Raw genomic sequence first — 19,398 nt, 5'->3', positions numbered from 1 at the left:
GGCTACGCCACCCGGGGCGCGGGCAGGATCGGCAGGGCGGTGCGGTGGTGCGTACCCGAGATGTCGCCGGTCTGGTCGACGGCCGGCGCGGGCCGCACGGTCCTGCCCGCGACGGCCGTCCCCGCCACGGGGCCGCTGCCGACCGGGGCGGACGGCGATGGTCCGGTCGGCGCCGCCGCCGCGACCGACGTCTCGATCTCGGTGAGCAGTGCCGTCAGCTTGCGCACGTCGTCGACCGGCATCCGGAAGGAGCCGCGGCACAGCGTGCCGCTCCACAGGGACACCACCACCGCGCCACGGTCCGGGTGGTAGCTGACGCGCATCGTCCGGTCGTCGCCGCGCAGGTCGGTGAACAGGTCACCGAAGCTGGGCATCGGTCGCACCTCTCCCATCCACCCAGCATGCCCCAACCCGATGCCGTGAACTAGAGGTCGGCGAAGGGCTTCACGTACGCGAACTCGCCCCGGATCGTGGGCTGCCAGGCGCCCAGGGGGCGGGCCATGAAGAACCTCGGCCCCCACGGACCCGGCGGCGTCACCCCCAACTCCACCGCCGGCCGGAACCCGAACCGCGGGTAGTACTCCGGGTGCCCGAGCAGCACCACCAGGGGTTCGCCGAGCGCGTCGGCGGCGCCCAGCACCGCGTGCATCAGCGCGGAGCCGACGCCGCGGCGCTGCCAGGCCGGCAGCACCCCGAGCGGTCCCAGCCCGAGCGCGACCGGCGCGCCGGCCACCGTGCCCCGGGTGCAGACCACGTGACCGACGACCTCGCCGCCCGAATCGGTGGCGACGAGGGAGAGCGCGGGCAGCCAGCCGTCGTCCGCGCGGAGCGCGTCGACCAGCGTCGCCTCGACGGGTACGGCTTCCGGGGCGTCGGCCTTGGCGAAGGCGGCGCTGTGCACGGCGCGGATGGCGTCGACGTCGGCGGGGGTTTCGCGTCTGATCAGCATCGCGGACACGATAGGCGCCCCGCGACGCCGCACGCGCCCGATTTTCGGCGGCGGGCGGCTCAGGCCCCGCGCCCCTCCAGCAGCGCCTTCAGCCGGGCCACGTCCTTACGGTTCGCCCGGCCCATCGCGGCGGCCAGCATCGGCGCGGCGACCGCCGCGAACCCGCTCGGCTCGCCGCGGTTGCGCAGGGTCATCCGGGTTCGACCCGCCCCGACCGCCTCCCACCGGTAGGTGGTCTCCATCGGGAACGGCCCCTCGGCCGTCCGCATGACGAGCCGCTCGCCGGCAACCAGCTCGACGATCTCGTAGGTGTAGGCCAGCCGCCGGCCGAGGAACTGCGCCACGAAGGCGACCCGGGAGCCGACCCGCGGCGGTGGCGGGGTCAGCCACTCCACCGACCTGATGTTGACGTACCAGGCGGGGGCGTTCGACGGGTCGCCCGCGTACCCGGCCACCTCGGCGACCGGACGGTCGATCACCACCTCCGACACCACGTCCACTGCCACCGGTAACCCCATCCGCGCGTATCGGCCGCCAACCGCGGTCGTTCGTGGAACAGTCTGGCCCTTCCCGGCAGTCGGCGCTGGCGATGCCCTGGCGGAGAAGCGGGCGGTGGTCTCGCGGAGCGGCGGGGGAGCGGCAGGCGGGCCTGATCATCACGGACCCGCAGCGCGGCGGGTAGCGTGTCCGGCGGTACGCCGACGGCTGCGACGAGGAGGCTCCGGGTGGAAACGACGACGGTGGACGTGCCGACCAGCGACGGTGTCGCCGACGCCTACCTCGTCCGACCGGACGGCGACGGCCCGTTCCCAGCCGTGCTGGTTTTCATGGACGCGTTCGGGCTGCGGCCCCGGCTGGCCGAGATGGCCGAGCGGATCGCCGCCCAGGGCTACCTCGTGCTGGTGCCCAACCTGTTCCACCGGGCCGGCCGGGCCCCGCTGTTCGACCTCTCCGGCCTCGACGACCCCGAGCGGCGGGCTGCGCTCTTCAAGCAGCTGATGCCGCAGATCGGGGCGCTGACCCCCGAGGTGATCACCCGGGACGCCGGTGCCTACCTGGACTTCCTCGCCGCCCGCGACGACGTCGCGCCGGGGCCGGTGGCGATCACCGGGTACTGCATGGGCGGCACGAACGCACTGCGCGTCATCGCGACGTACCCGGACCGGATCGCGGCGCTGGCCAGCTTCCACGCCGGCCGGGTCGTCACCGACGCCCCGGACAGCCCGCACCTGGGCGTCGGGTCGGTCACCGGCGAGGTGTACTTCGCCCACGCCGACCAGGACCAGTCGATGACGGCCGAGCAGATCGCCACCCTCGAGAAGACGCTCGACGCCGCCGGGGTCACCTACCGCTCCGAGCGGTACGCGGGCGCGCCGCACGGCTTCACCATGGCCGACACCGCCATGTACGACGAGCAGGCCACCGAGCGGCACTGGGCCGCCCTGTTCGACCTGCTCGACCGCACGTTCCGCCGCTGACCTGCGCCGCCGGCCGGGCCGCCAAGCGACACAGATGACCCGACCGGGCACGCTTCACCCGCCCCCGGCCGGGTAACCGCCGCCATGGCCGACGACCGCCCCGCCGCCGACACCCTCCGGTCGCCGCTCGATGAGGTCGTCGAGCGGGGCGGCCGCGTGCTGGCCCGGGCCCGGCGGCAGGGCGAGCAGGGCGGTCGGATCCGGCTGCGCCAGCTGGAGGTCACCATCGTGATCGCCGTGCAATCGGGGCTGGCCGCCGCGCTGGCGGCGCTGATCGCCCAGAACCTGCTGGGCCCCGGCGCGCACGTCTTCGCCCCGGCCGCGGCGGTCGGCACGATCGCCACCGCCATCGGTCAGCGGGCCCGCCGAACGTTCGAGCTGCTCATCGGCGTGGGACTCGGCGTCGTCGTCGGGGACCTGCTGCGCTTCCTGCTCGGCTCCGGGCCCTGGCAGACCGGCCTGGTCGTCGCCCTGGCGATCGCCACCGCGCTGCTGGTCGCCGGCCGGGGCGGCGCCCTGGTCGGCCAGGCCGGCGGTACGGCCGTTCTGATCGCCACCCTGGCCCCGATGCAGCCCGGCCTGGAGGTGCCCCGGATCTTCGACGCCCTGGTCGGCAGCGTGGTCGGCATTCTGGTGGTGGCCCTGCTGCTGCCGATCAACCCGCTGCGGGTGCTGGACCGGGCGGTGGAGCCGATCATCACCGGCCTGACCGACCAACTGGACGCGGTGGCGCGGGCCCTGTCCGCGCGGGACGCCGACGCGGCGATCCGTGCCCTGGACCAGCTCCGCGGCCTCGACGCCGACGTGGCGCGGCTGAACGACGCGCTCAGCGGCGCCGACGAGGTGGTCACCCTCGCGCCGGTCCGCTGGCACCGCCGGGCGCAGTATCAGCGGTACGCCCGCGCCGCCGAACACCTGGAACGCCTGATCCTCTACGCCCGGTCCGTGGCCCGCCGGTCCGCCACCGCCCTGCAGTACGGCGAGCCGATTCCACCCCAGCTTCCCGCCGCCACCGCACGGCTGGGCGACGCCGTTCGGACGCTGCATCGGGAGTGCCGGAGAGGTGAGGACCCGGAGCGTGCCCGGCAGCTCGTCCGGGAGAGCGCCGAGCTCGCCGGCCGGACCTGGGCCGAGGGGGTGCGGTCCTACGGCGACGCGCTGATCACCGACCTCCGTACCGCGAACAGCGAACTGCTCCGGGCGACCGGGTACGAACCGGACGACGCCAACCGGATGGTGCGGCAGGCGGCCGGCCGGGGCCAGGCGGCGGTGCGACCGCCGGTGCGGGTCCACCTGCACCGGCCGCGCCGGAGCCCGGGGGCGCCCCGCACGCGGCGGCATCGTGGGTCGACCCGTCGGACCCACGGGCGACGCCAAGGGCAGCGAAGTCCACGAGTGTGAAAGTGGCCCGCCACCGGACCCGGACCGGCTGACTACGGTCGGGCCATGAGCCTCGATCCGCACGAGTTGCGCCGCCGGTTCGCGTCCCTGACCACCGCGCACGTGGCCGACGCCTGCCTGCGGGCGGCGGTTCCGGTCCGCTGCGCGCCCGCCGCCGTACGGGCCGTCCTGCCCGGTGCGCGGCTGGCCGGCCGGGTCGCCCCCACCCGGCACGTCGGCAGCGTCGACATCTTCCTCGAGGCGATCGACCAAGCGGCCCCGGGCGACGTGCTGGTCGTCGACAACGCCGGCCGCGTCGACGAGAGCTGCGTCGGCGACCTGGTGGTGCTGGAGGCGCAGGCCGCCGGCCTGGCCGGCGTGGTGGTCTGGGGTCTGCACCGGGACACCGCCGACATCCGGGCGGTCGGGCTGCCGGTGTTCAGCCTCGGCGCGATCCCCACCGGCCCGCAGCGCCTCGACGCCCGTCCGGCCCAGGCGTTGATCTCGGCGGCGGTCGGGGAGTGGACGGTGGACGCCGAGGACGTCGCCCTGGGCGACGACGACGGCGTGCTCTTCGTGCCCGGGCGCCGCGCCGGTGACCTGCTCACCCTCGCCGAGTCGATCCGGGACGCCGAGCGGCGGCAGGCCGAACGCATCCGCGCCGGCGTCCCGCTGCGTGACCAGGTGCGCTTCGCGGCCTACCTCGCCGGGCGGGCCGAGGATCCCGCGCTGACCTTCCGCGCGCACCTGCGCGCGGTCGGCGGGGCGATCGAGGAGTGACGGGTCAGCCGACCGCGGTCGGCGACGGCGGGGCGCTGCCGCCCTGTGGGGCCTCGGCGGTCATCAGCCGGACGATCTCCGCCCGGTCGGCCGCCGACGGCAGACCCCACCCCGGCCGGTAGCCGTAGACCTCGCGCAGCGGGGTGGCGGCGGTCCGGCCGTCGAGGATCTCCACCGCGTCGGTGTCGATCAGGCCCGGGTGCTCGACCCCGCAGGCCTCGGCGACCTTGACCAGGTCCCGGCGCAGCGTACGGAGGTAGTTGGCGGCGCGTCCGGACTTCAGGGTCGGGTCGAGGCCCCGGGCCAGCCAGGGGTTCTGGGTGGCGACGCCGGTCGGGCAGGTGTCGGTGTGGCACTTCTGCGCCTGGATGCAGCCGATCGCCAGCATCGCCTCCCGGCCGACGTTGACCATGTCGCAGCCGAGCGTGAACGCGACGATCGCGTTGTCGGGCAGGCCGAGCTTGCCGCCGCCGACGAAGACGGTCCGCTCGTGCAGGTCCTTCTCGGCGAAGGTTCGGTAGACCCGGGAGAAGCCCTGCTGGAACGGCAGCGACACCGAGTCGGTGAAGATCAGCGGCGCGGCGCCGGTGCCGCCCTCGCCGCCGTCCACGTTCACGAAGTCCACGCCCCGGCCGGTGTCCCGCATGAGCGTCGTCAGCTCGTCCCAGAAGCCCAGGTCGCCGACGGCGGACTTGATGCCGACCGGCAGCCCGGTCTCGGCGGCAAGCAGTTCCACCCAGTCGAGCAGGCTGTCACAGTCGGAGAACTCGGCGTGCCGGGACGGGCTGACGCAGTCCTGACCCCGCGGGATGCCCCGGGTCGCGGCGATCTCCGCCGACACCTTGGCCCCGGGCAGCAGCCCGCCCAGGCTCGGTTTCGCCCCCTGGCTGAGCTTGATCTCCAACGCCCGCACGGGCGCGCCGGCCATCAGCTCCTTCAGCCGGTCCAGGCTGAACCGCCCCCGCTCGTCCCGGCACCCGAAGTACGCGGTGCCGAGCTGGAACACCAGCTCACCGCCGTTGCGGTGGTACGGCGACAGCCCGCCCTCGCCGGTGTTCTGCAGGCAACCGGCCAGCGCGGCGCCCTTGTTCAGCGCCTCCACGGCGCGGCCGGACAGCGAGCCGAAGCTCATCCCGGAGATGTTGACCACCGAACCGGGCCGGAACGCCTTCGCCCGGCCCCGCGGCCCGCCGAGCACCTTGGCGCAGGGCAGCTCCACCTCGTGCCCGGCGGCCGGCGTCGACGGCGGCACCGCCCGGCCGAACGTCCGGTGCTTGATGATCGGATACCCGGGCGTGTACTCGATGTCGTTGTCCGTGCCGAAGCCGAAGTAGTTGTTCTCCTTCTTCGCCGAGGCGTAGATCCAGCGGCGCTGGTCCCGGGTGAACGGCCGCTCCTCGTTGTTGCCGGCCACGATGTACTGCCGCAGCTCCGGACCGATCGCCTCCAGCAGGTAGCGGGCCCGCCCGATGACCGGGAAGTTGCGCAGCAGCGCGTGGTCGCGCTGGAGCAGGTCGCGCGCGGCGAGGGCGGCGACGGCGGCGGAGACGACGGGTACGGCGCGACTGGCCCACTTCATGCCCGCCTCTCTCCCCGGCCGGCGCGGGCGCGAAACTACCGGGTGTCGTGCGCCGCCACCAGCCGCTTGGGCGCCTTGTTCCGCCAGGCGTGCTCGCGGGCGATCGCCCGCAGCCGCGTACTCATGATCGCCGATTGTGCGCCAGCGGCCTCGGCCGCGACGACCGGTTATCGGGCCGGGAGGTGCTGGACGAGCTGGATCGGATTGCCGTCCGGGTCGGCGATCCAGGCGATCAGCAGCCGGTCGAGCCAGGTGTGCGGCGCCGCGAGGGCGGGTGCGCCGTCGGCCGTGACCTTCTCGTACGCGGCGGTGGTGTCGTCGGTCCACAGGACGACCGCCGCGCGCTGACCCGACGGGACGGGGGCCAGGCCGTGGTCGTCGCGGGTGGAGTCGACGGACGCGATGCCGATCCGGTACCCGTCAAGTGTCAGATCGACGTGGATCGGCTCGCCCTCGGCGGGCACCCGGAAGGTCTCGGTGAACCCGAGCCTCGCGTAGAAGGCGGCCGCCCGGGTGACGTCCTCGCTGAACAGGATGACCTGCGGCGTGCGGAACATCGACACTCGTGGACGATACGACGACCGCTCAGTGATGTCAGTCCGGCAGGCGGGGCATCTCCAGGCCGGGGTCGCGGCCGAGCAGCACCGCCCGGGTCAGCGCCGACGAGCCGAACCGGTCCCGGACCGCGTCGACCGCGGCGTCCAGTTCGGCGCCCGGGTCGCGGTCGAACGGCAGCGGCGGCTGCTCGTGCCGGTCGTCGAGGTTGCCGACGGACACCCCGATCAGCGTGATGCCCCGGGCCTCGACCTCCGGCAGCGCCGCCCGCAGCAGCGCCCGCGCCGCCGCCAGCAGCGGCCCGGTCTGCGCCGTCGGCTTCACCAGCGTGTGCGAACGGGTCGCCCGGGTGTAGTCGGCGAACCGCAGTCGCAGCATCACCGTGCGGCCGGTCCGCCCGGCGGCGCGCATCCGTCGGGTCACCCGGTCGACCAGCCCGGCCAGGACGGCGTCCAGGTCCGCGGGGGAGTGCGGCTCCCGGCCGAGCGCGTGCTGGGCGCCCATCGAGGAGCGCCGCCGGCCGACCTGCACCGGGCGCGGGTCGCGGTTGTGCGCCAGGGCGTGCAGGTGCCGGCCGGCGCCCGCGCCGAGCAGCGACACCAGCGTCGCCTCGCCCAACCGGGCCACCTGCCCCACCGTGCGAATGCGCCGCTCGCGCAACTTCGCCGCGGTGACCGGGCCGACGCCCCAGAGCCGCTCCACCGGCAGCGGGTGCAGGAACTCCAACTCCCGGTCCGGCGCGACGACCAGCAGGCCGTCCGGCTTCGCCACCCCGCTGGCGACCTTCGCCAGGAACTTCGTCCGGGCCACCCCGACGGTGATCGGCAGGCCGACCCGTTCCCCGACCTCCCGGCGCAGGCGTACGGCGATGTCGAGCGGTGGGCCGGCGAGGCGGCGCAGGCCGCCGACGTCGAGGAACGCCTCGTCGATGGAGAGCCCCTCGACCAGGGGAGTGGTGCCGCGGAAGATCTCGAAGACGGCCCGGCTCGCCGCCGTGTAGGCCGCCATCCGCGGCGGCACGACGACCGCGTCCGGGCAGAGCCGCCGCGCCTGCCGCCCACCCATCGCGCTGCGTACCCCGCGCGCCTTCGCCTCGTAGCTGCACGCCAGCACCACGCCACCGCCGACGATCACCGGCCGGCCGCGCAGCCGCGGGTCGTCCCGCTGCTCGACCGACGCGTAGAACGCGTCCAGGTCGGCGTGCAGGATGGTGGCGTCGCCCGACACGAACACATGTTCGCACGGTCGTCTCGCCGAGCTCCGCTGACCTGCCGAAACAGTGACCGTCGGCGGTCCGGAACGCTCGGCGTCGCGGACGCGGGGGCGGCGGGCCGGCCCCGGTCGCAACCGGGGTGCCACGAGCTCCGACGACGATGTTCCATTTCCCGCACGCACCGCCACCGGATCACACACAGTGGGAGCGAGGCCGGGCGGGGATCGGGTCGACGTCGCCGGTCCGCCGGTGACGGCGCCGGGCGGGTGGAGGTGGCATGACCGGGTTGCGTACCGACCTGTACGAGCTGCGGATGGCGGCCAGCTACCTGCGCCGGGACATGGTGGCACCCGCCACGTTCAGCCTGTTCGTCCGCCGCCTGCCGCCCCGGCGCGGTTTCCTGGTGGCCGCCGGGCTGGCCGAGGCGCTGGCCTTCCTGGAAGGCTTCGCGTTCGACGACGACGAGCTGGGCTACCTGCGCGACGTCGTCGGCCTCGACCAGCCGACCGTGGCGGCGCTCGCCGGGCTGCGGTTCACCGGCGACGTCCGGGCCGTGCCGGAGGGACGGGTGGTCTTCGCCGACGAGCCGCTTCTCGAGGTGACCGCGCCGATCGCCGAGGCGCAACTGGTGGAGACCGGCGTGCTGAACCTGCTCACCTTCCACACCACGGTGGCCAGCAAGGCCGCCCGCTGCCGGCTCGCCGCCGGGGACGCGGAGCTGGTCGACTTCGCGTTCCGCCGTACGCACGGGATCGAGGCCGGGGCGGGCGTGGCGCGGGCGTCGGCCATCGCCGGTTTCGCGGCCACCAGCGACGTCGAGGCCGCCTGGCGCTACGGCCTGCAACCGTCCGGGACCATGGCCCACTCGTACGTCGAGGCGTTCCCCGACGAGCGGGCCGCGTTCCGGGCGTTCGCCGCCGACTTTCCCACCAACCCGGTGTTCCTCGTCGACACCTACGACACGCCCGCCGGTGTGCGGGCCGCCGTCGAGGTCATCACCGAGCTGGGCCTGACCGGGCCGCTCGGTGTCCGGCTCGACTCGGGCGATCTCGCCGCGCTGGCCGAGCAGACCCGCGCGATCCTGGACGGCGCCGGGCTCACCCAGGCGAAGATCGTGGCCAGCGGCAGTCTCGACGAGGACGTGATCGCCGCGCTCGTCGCCAAGGGCGCGCCGATCGACGCGTACGGCATCGGCACCCGGATGGGCGTCTCCTTCGACGCGCCGTCCCTCGACAGCGCCTACAAGCTGGTCGCCTTCGGCGACCGGCCGGTGCTCAAGCTGTCGCCCGGCAAAGCCACCCTGCCCGGCCCGAAGCAGGTCTTCCGGGACCCCGCCGGGGCCAGCGGCGACGTGGTGGGGCTGCGCGACGAACCCCCGCCGGCCGGCCGCGAGCCGTTGCTCGTACCGGTGATGCGCGGCGGACGTCGCCTCGAGCCCGCCGATCCGGCCGGTGAGGTGCGCGCCGCGCGCCGTCGGTTCGACGCGGACCTCGCCTGGCTGCCCGAGGGGGCGCGGCGGCTGGCCGACCCGACGCCGCTCACCGCCACGGTCAGCCCGGGGCTCGCCGAGCTGCGCGACCGGGTGACCGCGCAGGCGGGGCGGGGCGGTGCGTACTGACCCCCCGGTGCGGCCCCGGGGCGTCAGCCGCACCCCGGCGGAGCTTTCCGCATCCGGGGCCGGGCCGTAGGTTGAGGCCATGACCGCCTCGGTGGATGTGCTGATCGTCGGCGCCGGCCCCACCGGCCTGGCCCTGGCGGCGCAACTGGCCGCGCACGGCGTTCGGCCCCGCCTGGTCGACCGCAGCCTCGACCGGGTCCACGAATCACGCGCCCTGGCCATCCAGCCGCGCACCCTGGAGGTGCTGGCGCGGTTCGGCGTCACCGACCAGCTCGTCGCCGAGGGCAACCCGGCGGTGCGGCTGCACCTGCACGCCCGGAACCGGGTGCTGACCGTGCCGATGTTCGACCTGGGCCTGCCCGACACCGCCTACCCGCACCTGCTGTTCCTCTCGCAGGCCGAGACCGAACGCATCCTCGCCGATCACCTGCGGACCTCCGGCGTGCGCGTCGAGCGCGGCGTGGAACTGGTCGACCTGCGGAGCGCGGCCGACCAGGTGACCTGCCGGCTGCGCCACCGCGACGGCCGGGAGGAGACGGTCGCCGCCCGGTACGTGGTCGGCTGCGACGGCGCGCACAGCGCCGTTCGCCGCGCCGCCGACATCGCCTTCGAGGGCAGCTCCTATCCGCAGACGTTCGTGCTGGCCGACGTCGAGGCCGACGGTCTCGCCACCGGGGCGGCCCACGTGTTCCTCTCCGACGCCGGGATGCTGTTCTTCTTCCCGCTCGGCCGGCCGGCCGGCTGGCGGCTGCTGGTGATGCGACCACCGGCCGACCCCACCCCACCGGACGCGGCGGTGACCCTCGAGCAGGTGCAGGCGCTCGCCGACGGGTACACCGGCGGGACAGTGCGGCTGCACGACCCGGTGTGGATGACCAACTTCCGGCTGCACCACCGCGCGGCCCGGCGCTACCGGGCCGGGCGGATCCTGCTGGCCGGCGACGCCGCGCACATCCACAGCCCCGCCGGCGCCCAGGGCATGAACACCGGCATCCAGGACGCCATCAACCTCGGCTGGAAACTCGCCCACACGCTGCCCGGCGGCGCCGGGGCCGGGCTGCTGGACACCTACGAACCCGAACGCGCCCCGATCGGGCGGATGGTGCTGCGCTTCACCGACCGGGCGTTCACCGTCGCCACCTCCACCAAACCGCTCGTCCGGTTCGCCCGTACCCGCATCGCCCCGACCGTCATCCCGCTGGCCGCGCGAGCCCGGGCCGGCCGGGCGTTCGTGTTCCGTACCGTCGCCGAGCTCGACATCCGGTACCGGCGCAGCCCGCTGTCGGTGGAGGGGCCGCGCCCGCCCCGGCGTGGACCCCGGGCCGGCGACCGGCTGCCCGACGCGCCCGTGGTGGGCGACCGGCAACCGACCAGCCTGCACCGGGCCACCGCCGCCCCCGGCTGGCACCTGCTGCTGTGCGGCCCCGGTCGGACCTGGCCCGCCGGACCGGTCGAGCAGCTGTCCCGCGGCCGTGGCGGTCTGCTCACGGTCCAGCGCCTCGGCGCCCACGACGAGCCCGGCGCGCTGCACGACGCGGAGGGACACGCCCTGCGCCGGCTCGGCCTCGACGCCGCCGCCGCCGCGCTCTACCTGGTCCGACCGGACGGCCACGTCGGGTTCCGGTCCGGCGCCGACGGCTGGCCCGCGCTGGTCGACTACCTCGACCGCTGGCTGCCACCCTCCTGAGCAGCCGGCGCCGCGCGGAGACCCCTGAACGGACCGGGCAGCACCGGAGGGGTTGCGTCTCCCGTAGGGGGAGACGCGAGGGTGGAGGAATGAACGGCGACACTGCCTACTCGATCGGTGAGCTGGCCCGACGGACCGGGCTGACGGTCAAGGCCATCCGCTTCTACTCCGACCGCGGGATCGTGCCGCCGAGCGGCCGCAGCCCGGCCGGCCACCGCCGGTACGGCATCGAGGACCTCGCCCGCCTGGAGCTCGTGCGGACCCTGCGCGACCTGGGACTGGACCTGACCACCATCCGGAAGGTCGTGGACCGGGAGGTGACGCTTCCCGAGGTCGCCGCGGCGCACGCCGAGGCGCTGGCGGTGCAGATCCGCACGCTGCGGCTGCGGCGCGCGGTGCTCACGGCCGTGGCCAGGCGCGGGTCGACCCCCGAGGAGATGGAGCTCATGCATCAGTTGGTCAAGCTCTCCGAGGAGGAACGCCGCCGTCTCGTCGGCGAGTTCCTCGACACCGTCTTCGGCGGCCTGGCGGCCGACCCGGGATTCGTCGGGATCAGGCGTTCGATGACCCCCGAACTGCCCGACGAACCCGGGGCGGAGCAGGTCGAGGCGTGGGTGGAGCTGGCCGAACTGTCCCGGGACCCGGACTTCCGCGCGAGCCTGCGCCGGATGGCCGAGCAGCACGCGGCCGAGCGCGCCCGGAGTGACGATCCGGTCGTGCGCCGCGACGCCGCCGCGCTCGTCCGTGACCTGGCCGGCCCCGCCCTGGCGGCCGGCCTCGATCCGGCCTCGCCCGAGGCCGATCCGGTCGTCGCGGCGGTCACGGCGCGGTACGCGCGGCTCTCCGGTCGCCCCGACGACGTCGACCTGCGGCGCCGGTTGTCAAGCCTGCTGGAGACCGCGAACGACCCGCGCCGGGAGCGGTACCTCCGGCTGCTCTCGGTGATCAACGGCTGGACGGCCCCGGACAGCCTGGCGCCGGCGCTCGACTGGTTCATCCGCGCCCTGCGCGCCCGGACTCCTCGGTAGGCCGGTCAGACGCCGCGGGCGCGGGGCCGGCCGGTGGACCGGCGCGACAGCGAACTCGGCGCGTTGACGCCCGCCTCGTCGCTCACGCTCATCCCCAGCCGCTCGACCAGTTCACCGCCGAGCCAGCCGGTCACCCCGGCGAGCAGGACCCCGGCGAAGCTGCAGATCAGCGCCAGCGCGTTCGGGTCCCAGTTGTCGGCGGCGCGGCGCAGCAGCCAGCTCACCGCGAACAGCAGCAGGACCACCACGTTGCCCAGGCCGTGCGCCGTGCCGACCCGCTTGGCCCGGGTGCCGGTGGGGATGGCCCGCCAGTCGATCAGGCCGAACACGGCGGCGACCAGGCCGCCGACGATGCCGGCGCCGATCGTGTACGCGGCGGAGATCTGGAACCCCGGCCGGTCGGTGATCAGGTACAGGATGTCGAAGATGACCGAGGTGGCGAGCAGGCCCAGCGGGAACACGATCAGGGTGGGGTGGATCGCGTGGCCCATGGCCTTGGCGCGACTTTCCATGGCAGCACTCCTGTCTCCCCCCAGGCGCCGCCGGATTCCCCGTCCCGGCGGCAATACACCTGCGGGTGACGCCGCCGCCCGCGCCCGGGCAGGCCCGGCCGGCCCGGTGCCGGCGCGACGGTCAGCGCCGGTGCCGGGCGGAGAGCGCCAGCAGCGTCGGCCGGCGGACCACCGCCAGCCGGTCCCCGCGCGCGCTGATCGACGTCCGCCCGCCCCGGCGGCGGCGCACCGTCAGGTCGACGGTGGCCCCACCGACCTGCACGCCCTCCAACCTGAGATCGGGCAGCCACTCGGGCAGGTGCGGATCGACGAAGATCGTCCGCAGCGGCGCGGCCGGGCGCAGCGCCAGCAGCGCCTGCACCAGCGCGATGATCGAACTGGCCGACCAGGCCTGCGGGGAACACGAGTTCGGGTACACGCCCGGGTGCGGGTGGGCCGCGTCGCGGGGCAGGCCGCTGAGCACCTCGGGCAGGCGGTGCTCCTCGAACAGCGCCGCCGCGGCGAACATCCCCTCCGCCAGCCGGTGCAGGTGCGCCCAGCAGCCGTACCGGGCCAGCCCGAGGCCGATCGTGCCCGCCTCCACCGGCCAGACGCTGCCCCGGTGGTAGCTGAACGGGTTGTACGCCGGATTCTCCGCCGACAGCGTCCGCACCCCCCAGCCGCTGAACATGTCCGGCGCGAGCAGCCGGCCGGCGACCACCGGGGCGACCCGCGCCGGCACGATGCCGGTGGTGAGCAGGTGCCCGTCGTTCGAGTTGACCGAGCGTACCGGGCGCTTGTCCGGCCCCAGCGCCATCGCGTAGCAGCCCCGCTCGGGGAGCCAGTACGCGCGGTGGAAGCGGCGGCGCAGGGCGTGCGCCCGGGCCACGAGGGCGGCGCCCCGGGCGGGGTGACCGGCCGCGGTGAACACCACGGCGGCGTGCCGCAGCGCGGCGTACCAGTAGGCCTGCAGCTCGCTGGTCGCGATCGGGTTGGGCACCACCCGCCCGTGCTCGTCGACGACGGCGGTGTCCGAGTCCTTCCACCCCTGGTTCTTCAGCCCCGCAGGGGAGCGGCGGTGGTATTCGAGGAAACCGTCCCCGTCGACGTCGCCGTACCGCTCGATCCATTCCAGGGCGCGCCGCGCCGTCGGCAGCAGCTCCCGTACGGTGCGCAGGTCACCGGTCCAGGCGAGGTACTGCCCGAGGAAGACCAGGAAGTCCGGCGCGGTCGACCAGTCGCCGTAGTAGCTGGTGAACGGGTCCAGCCCGAGCACGGAGACCGGTCCCCGGCGGGCCTCGTGCAGCGGCTTGCCGGGCTCCTCGTCCCGCCAGTCGTCGACCCGCCGCCCGAGGTGGTCGGCGTTGAGCCGGAGGCTGTCGGCCAGCATGGTCGGCCCGGCCAGCAGCGCCTGCCAGGAGGCGGTCATCGTGTCCCGCCCGAAGATCTCCTGGTAGATCGGCAGCCCCGCCATCGGCGCCGTCGGCCCGGCCGGCTCGCCGAGCGGCAGCACCGACAGGTCCTCCACGGCGCACCGCCAGGCCGCCGTGACGTCGAAGTTGCTGCTGCTCAGCCGGGTCAGCTCAGCGGCCAGCCGGGCGCGCGCCGATCCGGCCGGGTCGGCGGGCTCGGTGAACGTCGCCGGCGGCGCGGCCAGCCGTTCACCGTCGAAGATCGGCTCCACGACCACGTCCAGCCGGGCGGTGCCGTGGGGCGGCACCACGACCTCGACGGCGAAGGCGCTGTCGGCGTACCGGACGGGGACGCCGTCGGCGCGGACCTGGACGGCCACCGCGCGGTCGATGTCGTCGCGCAGATAGCTCAGCCGTAGCTCCCCGGCCGCGGCGTCCCAGCTCGCGCCGACCCCGCCTTCCTGCACCCGGCGACCCCGCTCGGCCTCGCCGGTGTCCGCGAAGTCGGCGCCGAGGCGGAGCTCCACCGCCATCCGCAGCGGCTGCTGCGCGTAGCTGACCACGGTGAGCCGGGTACGCAGCCCGTCGCCCACGAACCGTTCCGTCAGCAGGTACGCCGCCCGCGACGGCATCGCCTCACCGTCGGCCAGCTCGGCGTACGAGAGCTGGGCGTGCCCCTGCACGTTCCCCGTGCTGAACGGGACCGGCTCGCGGCCCTCGACGGTGATCCGCTCGACGCTGAGCACCCGGGTGTTGCGGGCGAAGAAGCCCTGCGGGTCGGTGCCGGTGATCCGGCCCCGCGCGTCGGTGACCAGGGTGCTCCACCCGCTCGCCACGTACAGCAGGTCGGGCCGTACCCGCAGGTTACGGACCCTGGTCATCGCGCACGCGGCCGTTGCCCGGTCATCCCGCGCCGGTACCCCTTTGCCGAGCCGGTACACCCGCACGCCTCGATCGTCGACTGCGCCACCCGTCACGGCTCGGCACGGGCCCGGGCGCGGACGAGCAGTTCGACGGCGAGCGCGATCGCCACCGCCTCCACCGCCAGCAGGGTCAGCAGGATCAGCAGCTGGGTCGCCCCGGCCTGGATCGGTCCCGCCCCGCCGAGCAGCACCCCGACGAACGCCCCCGGCAGCGTGACCAGCCCGACCGTGCGGGTCTGGTCCAGCGCCGGGATCAGCGCCTGCCCGGCGGCCGGCCGGCAGATCTCCAGCGCGGCGTCGCGGGGGAGCAGCCCCAGGGCCAGTCCCGCCTCGTACTCGCCGTGCCGGCTGCGCAGCTCGTCCAGCGTCCGCCGGCCGGCCAGGCTCGTCGCGGTCATCGCCCCGCCGATCAGGATGCCCGCGGTCGGCAGCAGCACCAGCGGCGTCGCGGGCAGCGCCCGGCTGGCCAGCAGTACGCCGAGACTCGGCACCACCCCGGCCGCGATGGCCAGCGGGGCGACCGGGGCGGGGCAGCCCGCCCCGATCCGCCGGCGCGCGGTGACGCTGGCGACCACGTACATGAGGAGGATGAACGCGCCGGTGCTCCACCAGTGGCGCAGCACGGCGACGATGACCAGCGACACGACGCCGAGCTGGACGGTGGCCCGGGCGGCCGCGCCCAGGATCGCGCGCGCCCGGCCGAGACCGCTCAGCCGGAGCACCGCGGCGGCCGCGAGGGTGAGCCCGACCAGGGCGGCGACCAGCGCCGGCCCGATCGGAAGGGTGCCGCCGCTCATCGCCCCGCCGGGCGCGACCGCTCGTCGCGGGTGATGTCGTCGGCGCCGGACACCGGATGATCGTATTCGTGCCACCCGGCCGGCGCGCCCGATCCGCCAGCCGCCCGCCGGGCGGGAGGTGCCGGACCGATCCCGGATCCCGTCACCTCCCGCCCGGCGGGCGGGTCACCGGGCGTAGACCTCGAACTCGTGGAGCGAGAAGCCGTACGAGGTGGCCCGCTTGACGCCGTACACGCGCACGTAGCGGGCGGTGACCGGGGCGAAGGTCACGTTGTCGACGCCGCCGTTGCCGGTCGTGGTGCTGAACGCCGTCCGCCAGGTGGCGCCGTCGGTGGAGACCTCGACCCGGTACGCGCTGCCGTACGCGGCCTCCCAGCGCAGGATGACCCGGTTGACCGTGCGGCCGGAGCCGAGGTCCACCCGAATCCACTGGTTGTCGGCGTAGCTGCTGCTCCACCGGGTGCCGAGGCTGCCGTCGACCGCCTTGTCCGGGGTGTGGCTGGTGAGGAACTGGGTGCTCGACGCGGTGGCGGCGCGCCCCTGGGCCAGGTTGGTGACGTCGTCGCCGCGGCGCGCCGGGAACGAGACGACCTGCTGGTAGGTGGGCCGGTTCTGCCAGGCGATCAGGGGATGGCTGATGCCGCCGAGCCCCGACTGGGCGATCGCGTCCGCGCACCACTGGTCGCCCGCGGCGCAGGACGAGTCGCCGGGGTAGACCGTGGTGGACGGCAGCGCGGCCGCCTGGGCGAGGGTGTCGAGCAGCGCCTGCCGGCAGGCGCCGAGGTTGCCGTTGCCGCAGTACGTGCGGCCGAGGCCGCCGGTCACCGGGTCGCCGAGGACGGTCCGGATGTCCTTGTCGACGTAGCCCCACCAGCCGTACTGGAACGACGAGCCCTTGTGCGGCTGGCCGGCGGCCGCCCAGACGGCGGTGCCGTCGCGTCCGCCGCTCTGGCCGCCGGACGGTGCCTCGTTCACCTCGATGGCGTCCACCAGGGCGCCGTAGAGGTCGGCGCCGAGTCCCGGCTTGAATTCCGCCGCGGCGAGCAGCGGCCACCAGGCGTCGAAGATCCGAATCGCGTCGGCGTGCTGGTAGACCCGCGAACCGGCGGTGGTCTCCGCGCGGCGGAAGCCGGACTGCTGCCAGGCCCGCAGCTTGGCGACCGCGTCGGCCAGAGTCGGATCGGTGACCGGTTGGCTGGTGACGGCCCGGAGCAGGTCGCCGAGGACCTGCTGGCCGCGCAGGTCGGTGACCGCGGCGTCGGCCATGATCCGTACGACGGCGGCCCGGTCGAGCTGCTGCCCCGCGATCGCGGCGCGCACCGGGCCGTCGAGGAGTTGTGCCCGGTGTACCGATCCGAAGCTGAAGTTGCCGTCCGCGGCGCTGTAGTCGTACGCCTGCTTGTTGTTCCAGCTGACGTAGTAGTCCTGGTTGACGGACCGGGGGTGGGCGCCGGCCGGGGTGTAGGTCGCGGTGTTCGTGTCCGGGTTCCAGCCCTGCCACTCGTAGCCCGCCTCGGCTCGGGTGGGCAGGTTCGGGTCGGCCCCGGACGGCCGGACCGGGTTGGACCCGGAGTTGAAGTACGCCGCCTCGGTCGAGTTGACGTAGAACCAGTTGAAGGCGTAGCCGATGTTCGCGGCGGCGTCCTGGAACGCGGCGGCGGAGCCCATCGCCGCGGGGTCGTTGTACGCCTGGAAGCCGATCGCGGAGTCGGCCTCGTGCCGGTAGGTCGACCGGAGCCGGGTGAAGGCCGTCGGCTGCCCGTTCACCATTCCCCGGTACGCCACCAGCCCGTACCTGGTGCGCAGGGCGCGCAGGGTGTACGAGCCGGCCGGGGTCGAGTCGGCCAGGGTCGGCGACCAGGAGTTGGTGTGCTCCAGCACCTCCATCGCCAGGCACTGGCCGTGGTAGAGGTAGCGGTTCGACTGCAGGGTCGGGGCGCTGCCGTCGGTGGTGCACAGCGGCACGGCGTACGTGTCGGTGATGTCCTGCGCCGCCGAGGTGGCGCTCCACGCGTAGTCCTGCCCGCGTCCGAGCAGGACGTAGAGGCTCAGGCCCGCGAACGAGGCGCCGCGGGCGCTGATGCCCGGCCCCTGCAGTTCCTGCAGCATGAGCAGTTGCGGCGCGAAGTAGCCGGTCTGTGGGCCGAAGACGGCGATGGGGTTGCCGCTGACGGTGTGCCGACCGGAGATCACCACGGCGTTGGACATGCCGTGCGACCGGAGTGCGCCGAGCCCGCTGAGCAGTCCCTCGGTCGTGGCGCTCCGGGGGCTGGTCGCCGTCGCGGTGCCGGCCGAGGCGGTCGGCTGGTAGGCCAGGGGTTCGGCGGTGACCGTACCGGCGTCGGGCAGCACCACGCCGGGCGCGCCGGCCGGTGCGCCGCCGTACGGGAAGCTCTGCCCGTCGTGCAGGGTCAGCACGGTCTCCGGGTCGTTCTGCTGCCGGAACGCCTGCCACACCTGGTCGCCGGCGGTCGGGCCGAACTTCGCCCGGGCGGCGACCCGCACCAGCGCCGACTGCATCTCCGCGCCGCCGCCCCCGCCGAACAGCCCGCCGATGACGCCGGCCGTGGCGATCAGGTCGGTCATGGTGAAGTGCTGCGGGGCGCCGTTGCCGGTGAGGTTGTACTCGCCGGGGCAGTTCGCGTTGGCGACGCACTGGTCGATGTAGGTGTTGACGCCCGCGATGTAGTCGCCTACGTCGGTGTGGAGCTGCTGGCCGCGGGTTCCCTTCTGCCGTAGCGCGTCGACCTGGGCCTGCAGGTCCGCCTCTGTGTACGGGGAGTTGGCCCAGATGCTCTGCTCCAGTTCCCGGTTGCCCGGCGCCCCGCCGGCGAATGAGCTGAGCCGGCCACGGCCGGCGTGGCGGAGCAGGTCCATCACCCAGAGCCGGTCCTGCGCGCCGGCGTAACCGGCGCCGAACATGGTGCCGGAGCGGGTGGTGCCGGTGACGTGCGGTACGCCGGTGGCGGAGTCCCGCACGATGGTCACGTCCGCGCGGGGGCGCACGGTGCTTTCCACTTGCGCGTCGGGTACGCCGAACGAGGCGTCGTGGTAGAAGCGGGCGATCTGCTCGTCGGTGAGTCCCGCGTAGCCGTACACCAGGTTCGCGTACTCGTCGAGCTGGTCGCTGGAGTGGGCGGGCCGGGTGCCGAGGACCTGGTGCGCCAGGATCGCGGCGAGCGTGGCGTTGCCGTTCTCGCCCGGCGGCAGGATGTCGGCGCACTGGCCGAGGCAGTGGTCGTTGCCGGCGAACGTGGTGGCGGCGACGGCTGGTGCGGGCGGGACGACGGTCAGGGCGGTCGCGGCGGCGGTCACAGCCGCGGCGGTCAGCGCCGCGACGCGGGTGCGGATGGTGGGACGGGGCATGGCGGTGCCTCCGGGAGCTCGGAGTCGGGGCCGGGGTACGCCCGACTGCCGATGCCGACGTCTCGCCCTCCGTGCCCGGGCGTCACACCCGGAGGTGAGATTAACTCATATCGATCCCTCGGCAAGGATCGCCGATTCGCAC

General features: G+C 74.6%; 16 protein-coding genes. 6 read left to right on the top strand and 10 right to left on the bottom strand.

The window, feature by feature from the left end; translation table 11 throughout:
• Positions 1-2: 2 nt before the first annotated feature.
• The 3 genes from ACFOYX_RS32905 to ACFOYX_RS32895 are packed head-to-tail and all read right to left on the bottom strand — an operon-like array spanning position 3 to position 1,455.
• Positions 3-374 (bottom strand): hypothetical protein, encoded by a 372-nt coding sequence (locus tag ACFOYX_RS32905; protein WP_322438672.1) that lies wholly within the window; start codon positions 372-374, stop codon positions 3-5.
• A 50-nt stretch (positions 375-424) separates the two neighbouring features.
• Positions 425-949 carry a GNAT family N-acetyltransferase gene (locus ACFOYX_RS32900; protein ID WP_109803374.1) on the bottom strand — a complete coding sequence of 175 codons (525 nt, stop codon included), beginning with the start codon at positions 947-949 and terminating at the stop codon, positions 425-427.
• Positions 950-1,008: 59 nt separating this feature from the next.
• Complete coding sequence (locus ACFOYX_RS32895) at positions 1,009-1,455, bottom strand: SRPBCC family protein (protein ID WP_322438671.1); 447 nt, start codon at positions 1,453-1,455, stop codon at positions 1,009-1,011.
• Between the two features lie 219 nt (positions 1,456-1,674).
• Between ACFOYX_RS32895 and ACFOYX_RS32890 the strand changes: the two genes are divergently transcribed.
• From ACFOYX_RS32890 to ACFOYX_RS32880, 3 genes are all read left to right on the top strand, one after another.
• Entirely contained in the window at positions 1,675-2,427 is a 753-nt protein-coding gene (locus ACFOYX_RS32890) for a dienelactone hydrolase family protein (RefSeq protein ID WP_322438670.1), read from the top strand.
• An 84-nt stretch (positions 2,428-2,511) separates the two neighbouring features.
• Positions 2,512-3,828 (top strand): FUSC family protein, encoded by a 1,317-nt coding sequence (locus ACFOYX_RS32885; RefSeq protein ID WP_322438669.1) that lies wholly within the window; start codon positions 2,512-2,514, stop codon positions 3,826-3,828.
• Positions 3,829-3,873: 45 nt separating this feature from the next.
• Positions 3,874-4,587: an RraA family protein gene (locus ACFOYX_RS32880; RefSeq protein WP_322438668.1), complete on the top strand. Its 714-nt coding sequence runs from the start codon at positions 3,874-3,876 to the stop codon at positions 4,585-4,587.
• A 4-nt stretch (positions 4,588-4,591) separates the two neighbouring features.
• Here ACFOYX_RS32880 and ACFOYX_RS32875 read toward each other — a convergent pair whose 3' ends face one another.
• From ACFOYX_RS32875 to dinB, 3 genes are all read right to left on the bottom strand, one after another.
• Positions 4,592-6,166 (bottom strand): FMN-binding glutamate synthase family protein, encoded by a 1,575-nt coding sequence (locus ACFOYX_RS32875; protein WP_322438667.1) that lies wholly within the window; start codon positions 6,164-6,166, stop codon positions 4,592-4,594.
• Between the two features lie 167 nt (positions 6,167-6,333).
• Positions 6,334-6,723 carry a glyoxalase/bleomycin resistance/extradiol dioxygenase family protein gene (locus tag ACFOYX_RS32870; RefSeq protein ID WP_236648149.1) on the bottom strand — a complete coding sequence of 130 codons (390 nt, stop codon included), beginning with the start codon at positions 6,721-6,723 and terminating at the stop codon, positions 6,334-6,336.
• A 37-nt stretch (positions 6,724-6,760) separates the two neighbouring features.
• Complete coding sequence (gene dinB, locus ACFOYX_RS32865) at positions 6,761-7,948, bottom strand: DNA polymerase IV (RefSeq protein WP_109803375.1); 1,188 nt, start codon at positions 7,946-7,948, stop codon at positions 6,761-6,763.
• A gap of 263 nt (positions 7,949-8,211) precedes the next feature.
• Between dinB and ACFOYX_RS32860 the strand changes: the two genes are divergently transcribed.
• The 3 genes from ACFOYX_RS32860 to ACFOYX_RS32850 all read left to right on the top strand — a co-directional run bounded on the left by ACFOYX_RS32860 (position 8,212) and on the right by ACFOYX_RS32850 (position 12,267).
• Positions 8,212-9,552, top strand: coding sequence for a nicotinate phosphoribosyltransferase (locus tag ACFOYX_RS32860; protein ID WP_322438666.1), 1,341 nt, complete (start codon positions 8,212-8,214; stop codon positions 9,550-9,552).
• A 79-nt stretch (positions 9,553-9,631) separates the two neighbouring features.
• Entirely contained in the window at positions 9,632-11,239 is a 1,608-nt protein-coding gene (locus tag ACFOYX_RS32855; RefSeq protein WP_322438665.1) for an FAD-dependent monooxygenase, read from the top strand.
• 89 nt (positions 11,240-11,328) lie between these two features.
• Entirely contained in the window at positions 11,329-12,267 is a 939-nt protein-coding gene (locus tag ACFOYX_RS32850; RefSeq protein ID WP_322438664.1) for a MerR family transcriptional regulator, read from the top strand.
• Between the two features lie 5 nt (positions 12,268-12,272).
• On the opposite strand, the gene ACFOYX_RS32845 is transcribed toward ACFOYX_RS32850, so the two are convergent.
• The 4 genes from ACFOYX_RS32845 to ACFOYX_RS32830 form a co-directional block, all read right to left on the bottom strand.
• Positions 12,273-12,779, bottom strand: coding sequence for a DUF2231 domain-containing protein (locus ACFOYX_RS32845; protein WP_109803349.1), 507 nt, complete (start codon positions 12,777-12,779; stop codon positions 12,273-12,275).
• 121 nt (positions 12,780-12,900) lie between these two features.
• Entirely contained in the window at positions 12,901-15,051 is a 2,151-nt protein-coding gene (locus ACFOYX_RS32840; protein WP_322438663.1) for a glycogen debranching N-terminal domain-containing protein, read from the bottom strand.
• Between the two features lie 92 nt (positions 15,052-15,143).
• Entirely contained in the window at positions 15,144-15,890 is a 747-nt protein-coding gene (locus ACFOYX_RS32835; protein WP_322438662.1) for an ABC transporter permease, read from the bottom strand.
• Between the two features lie 165 nt (positions 15,891-16,055).
• Positions 16,056-19,256, bottom strand: a complete 3,201-nt coding sequence (locus tag ACFOYX_RS32830) for a penicillin acylase family protein (RefSeq protein WP_322438661.1) — start codon at positions 19,254-19,256, stop codon at positions 16,056-16,058.
• Positions 19,257-19,398: the final 142 nt, after the last annotated feature.

Origin of the sequence: Micromonospora sp. GCM10011541, assembly GCF_042650725.1 — a bacterium.
Taxonomy (GTDB): domain Bacteria; phylum Actinomycetota; class Actinomycetes; order Mycobacteriales; family Micromonosporaceae; genus Micromonospora; species Micromonospora sicca.
This window is presented reverse-complemented; position numbering and strand designations above follow the sequence as displayed.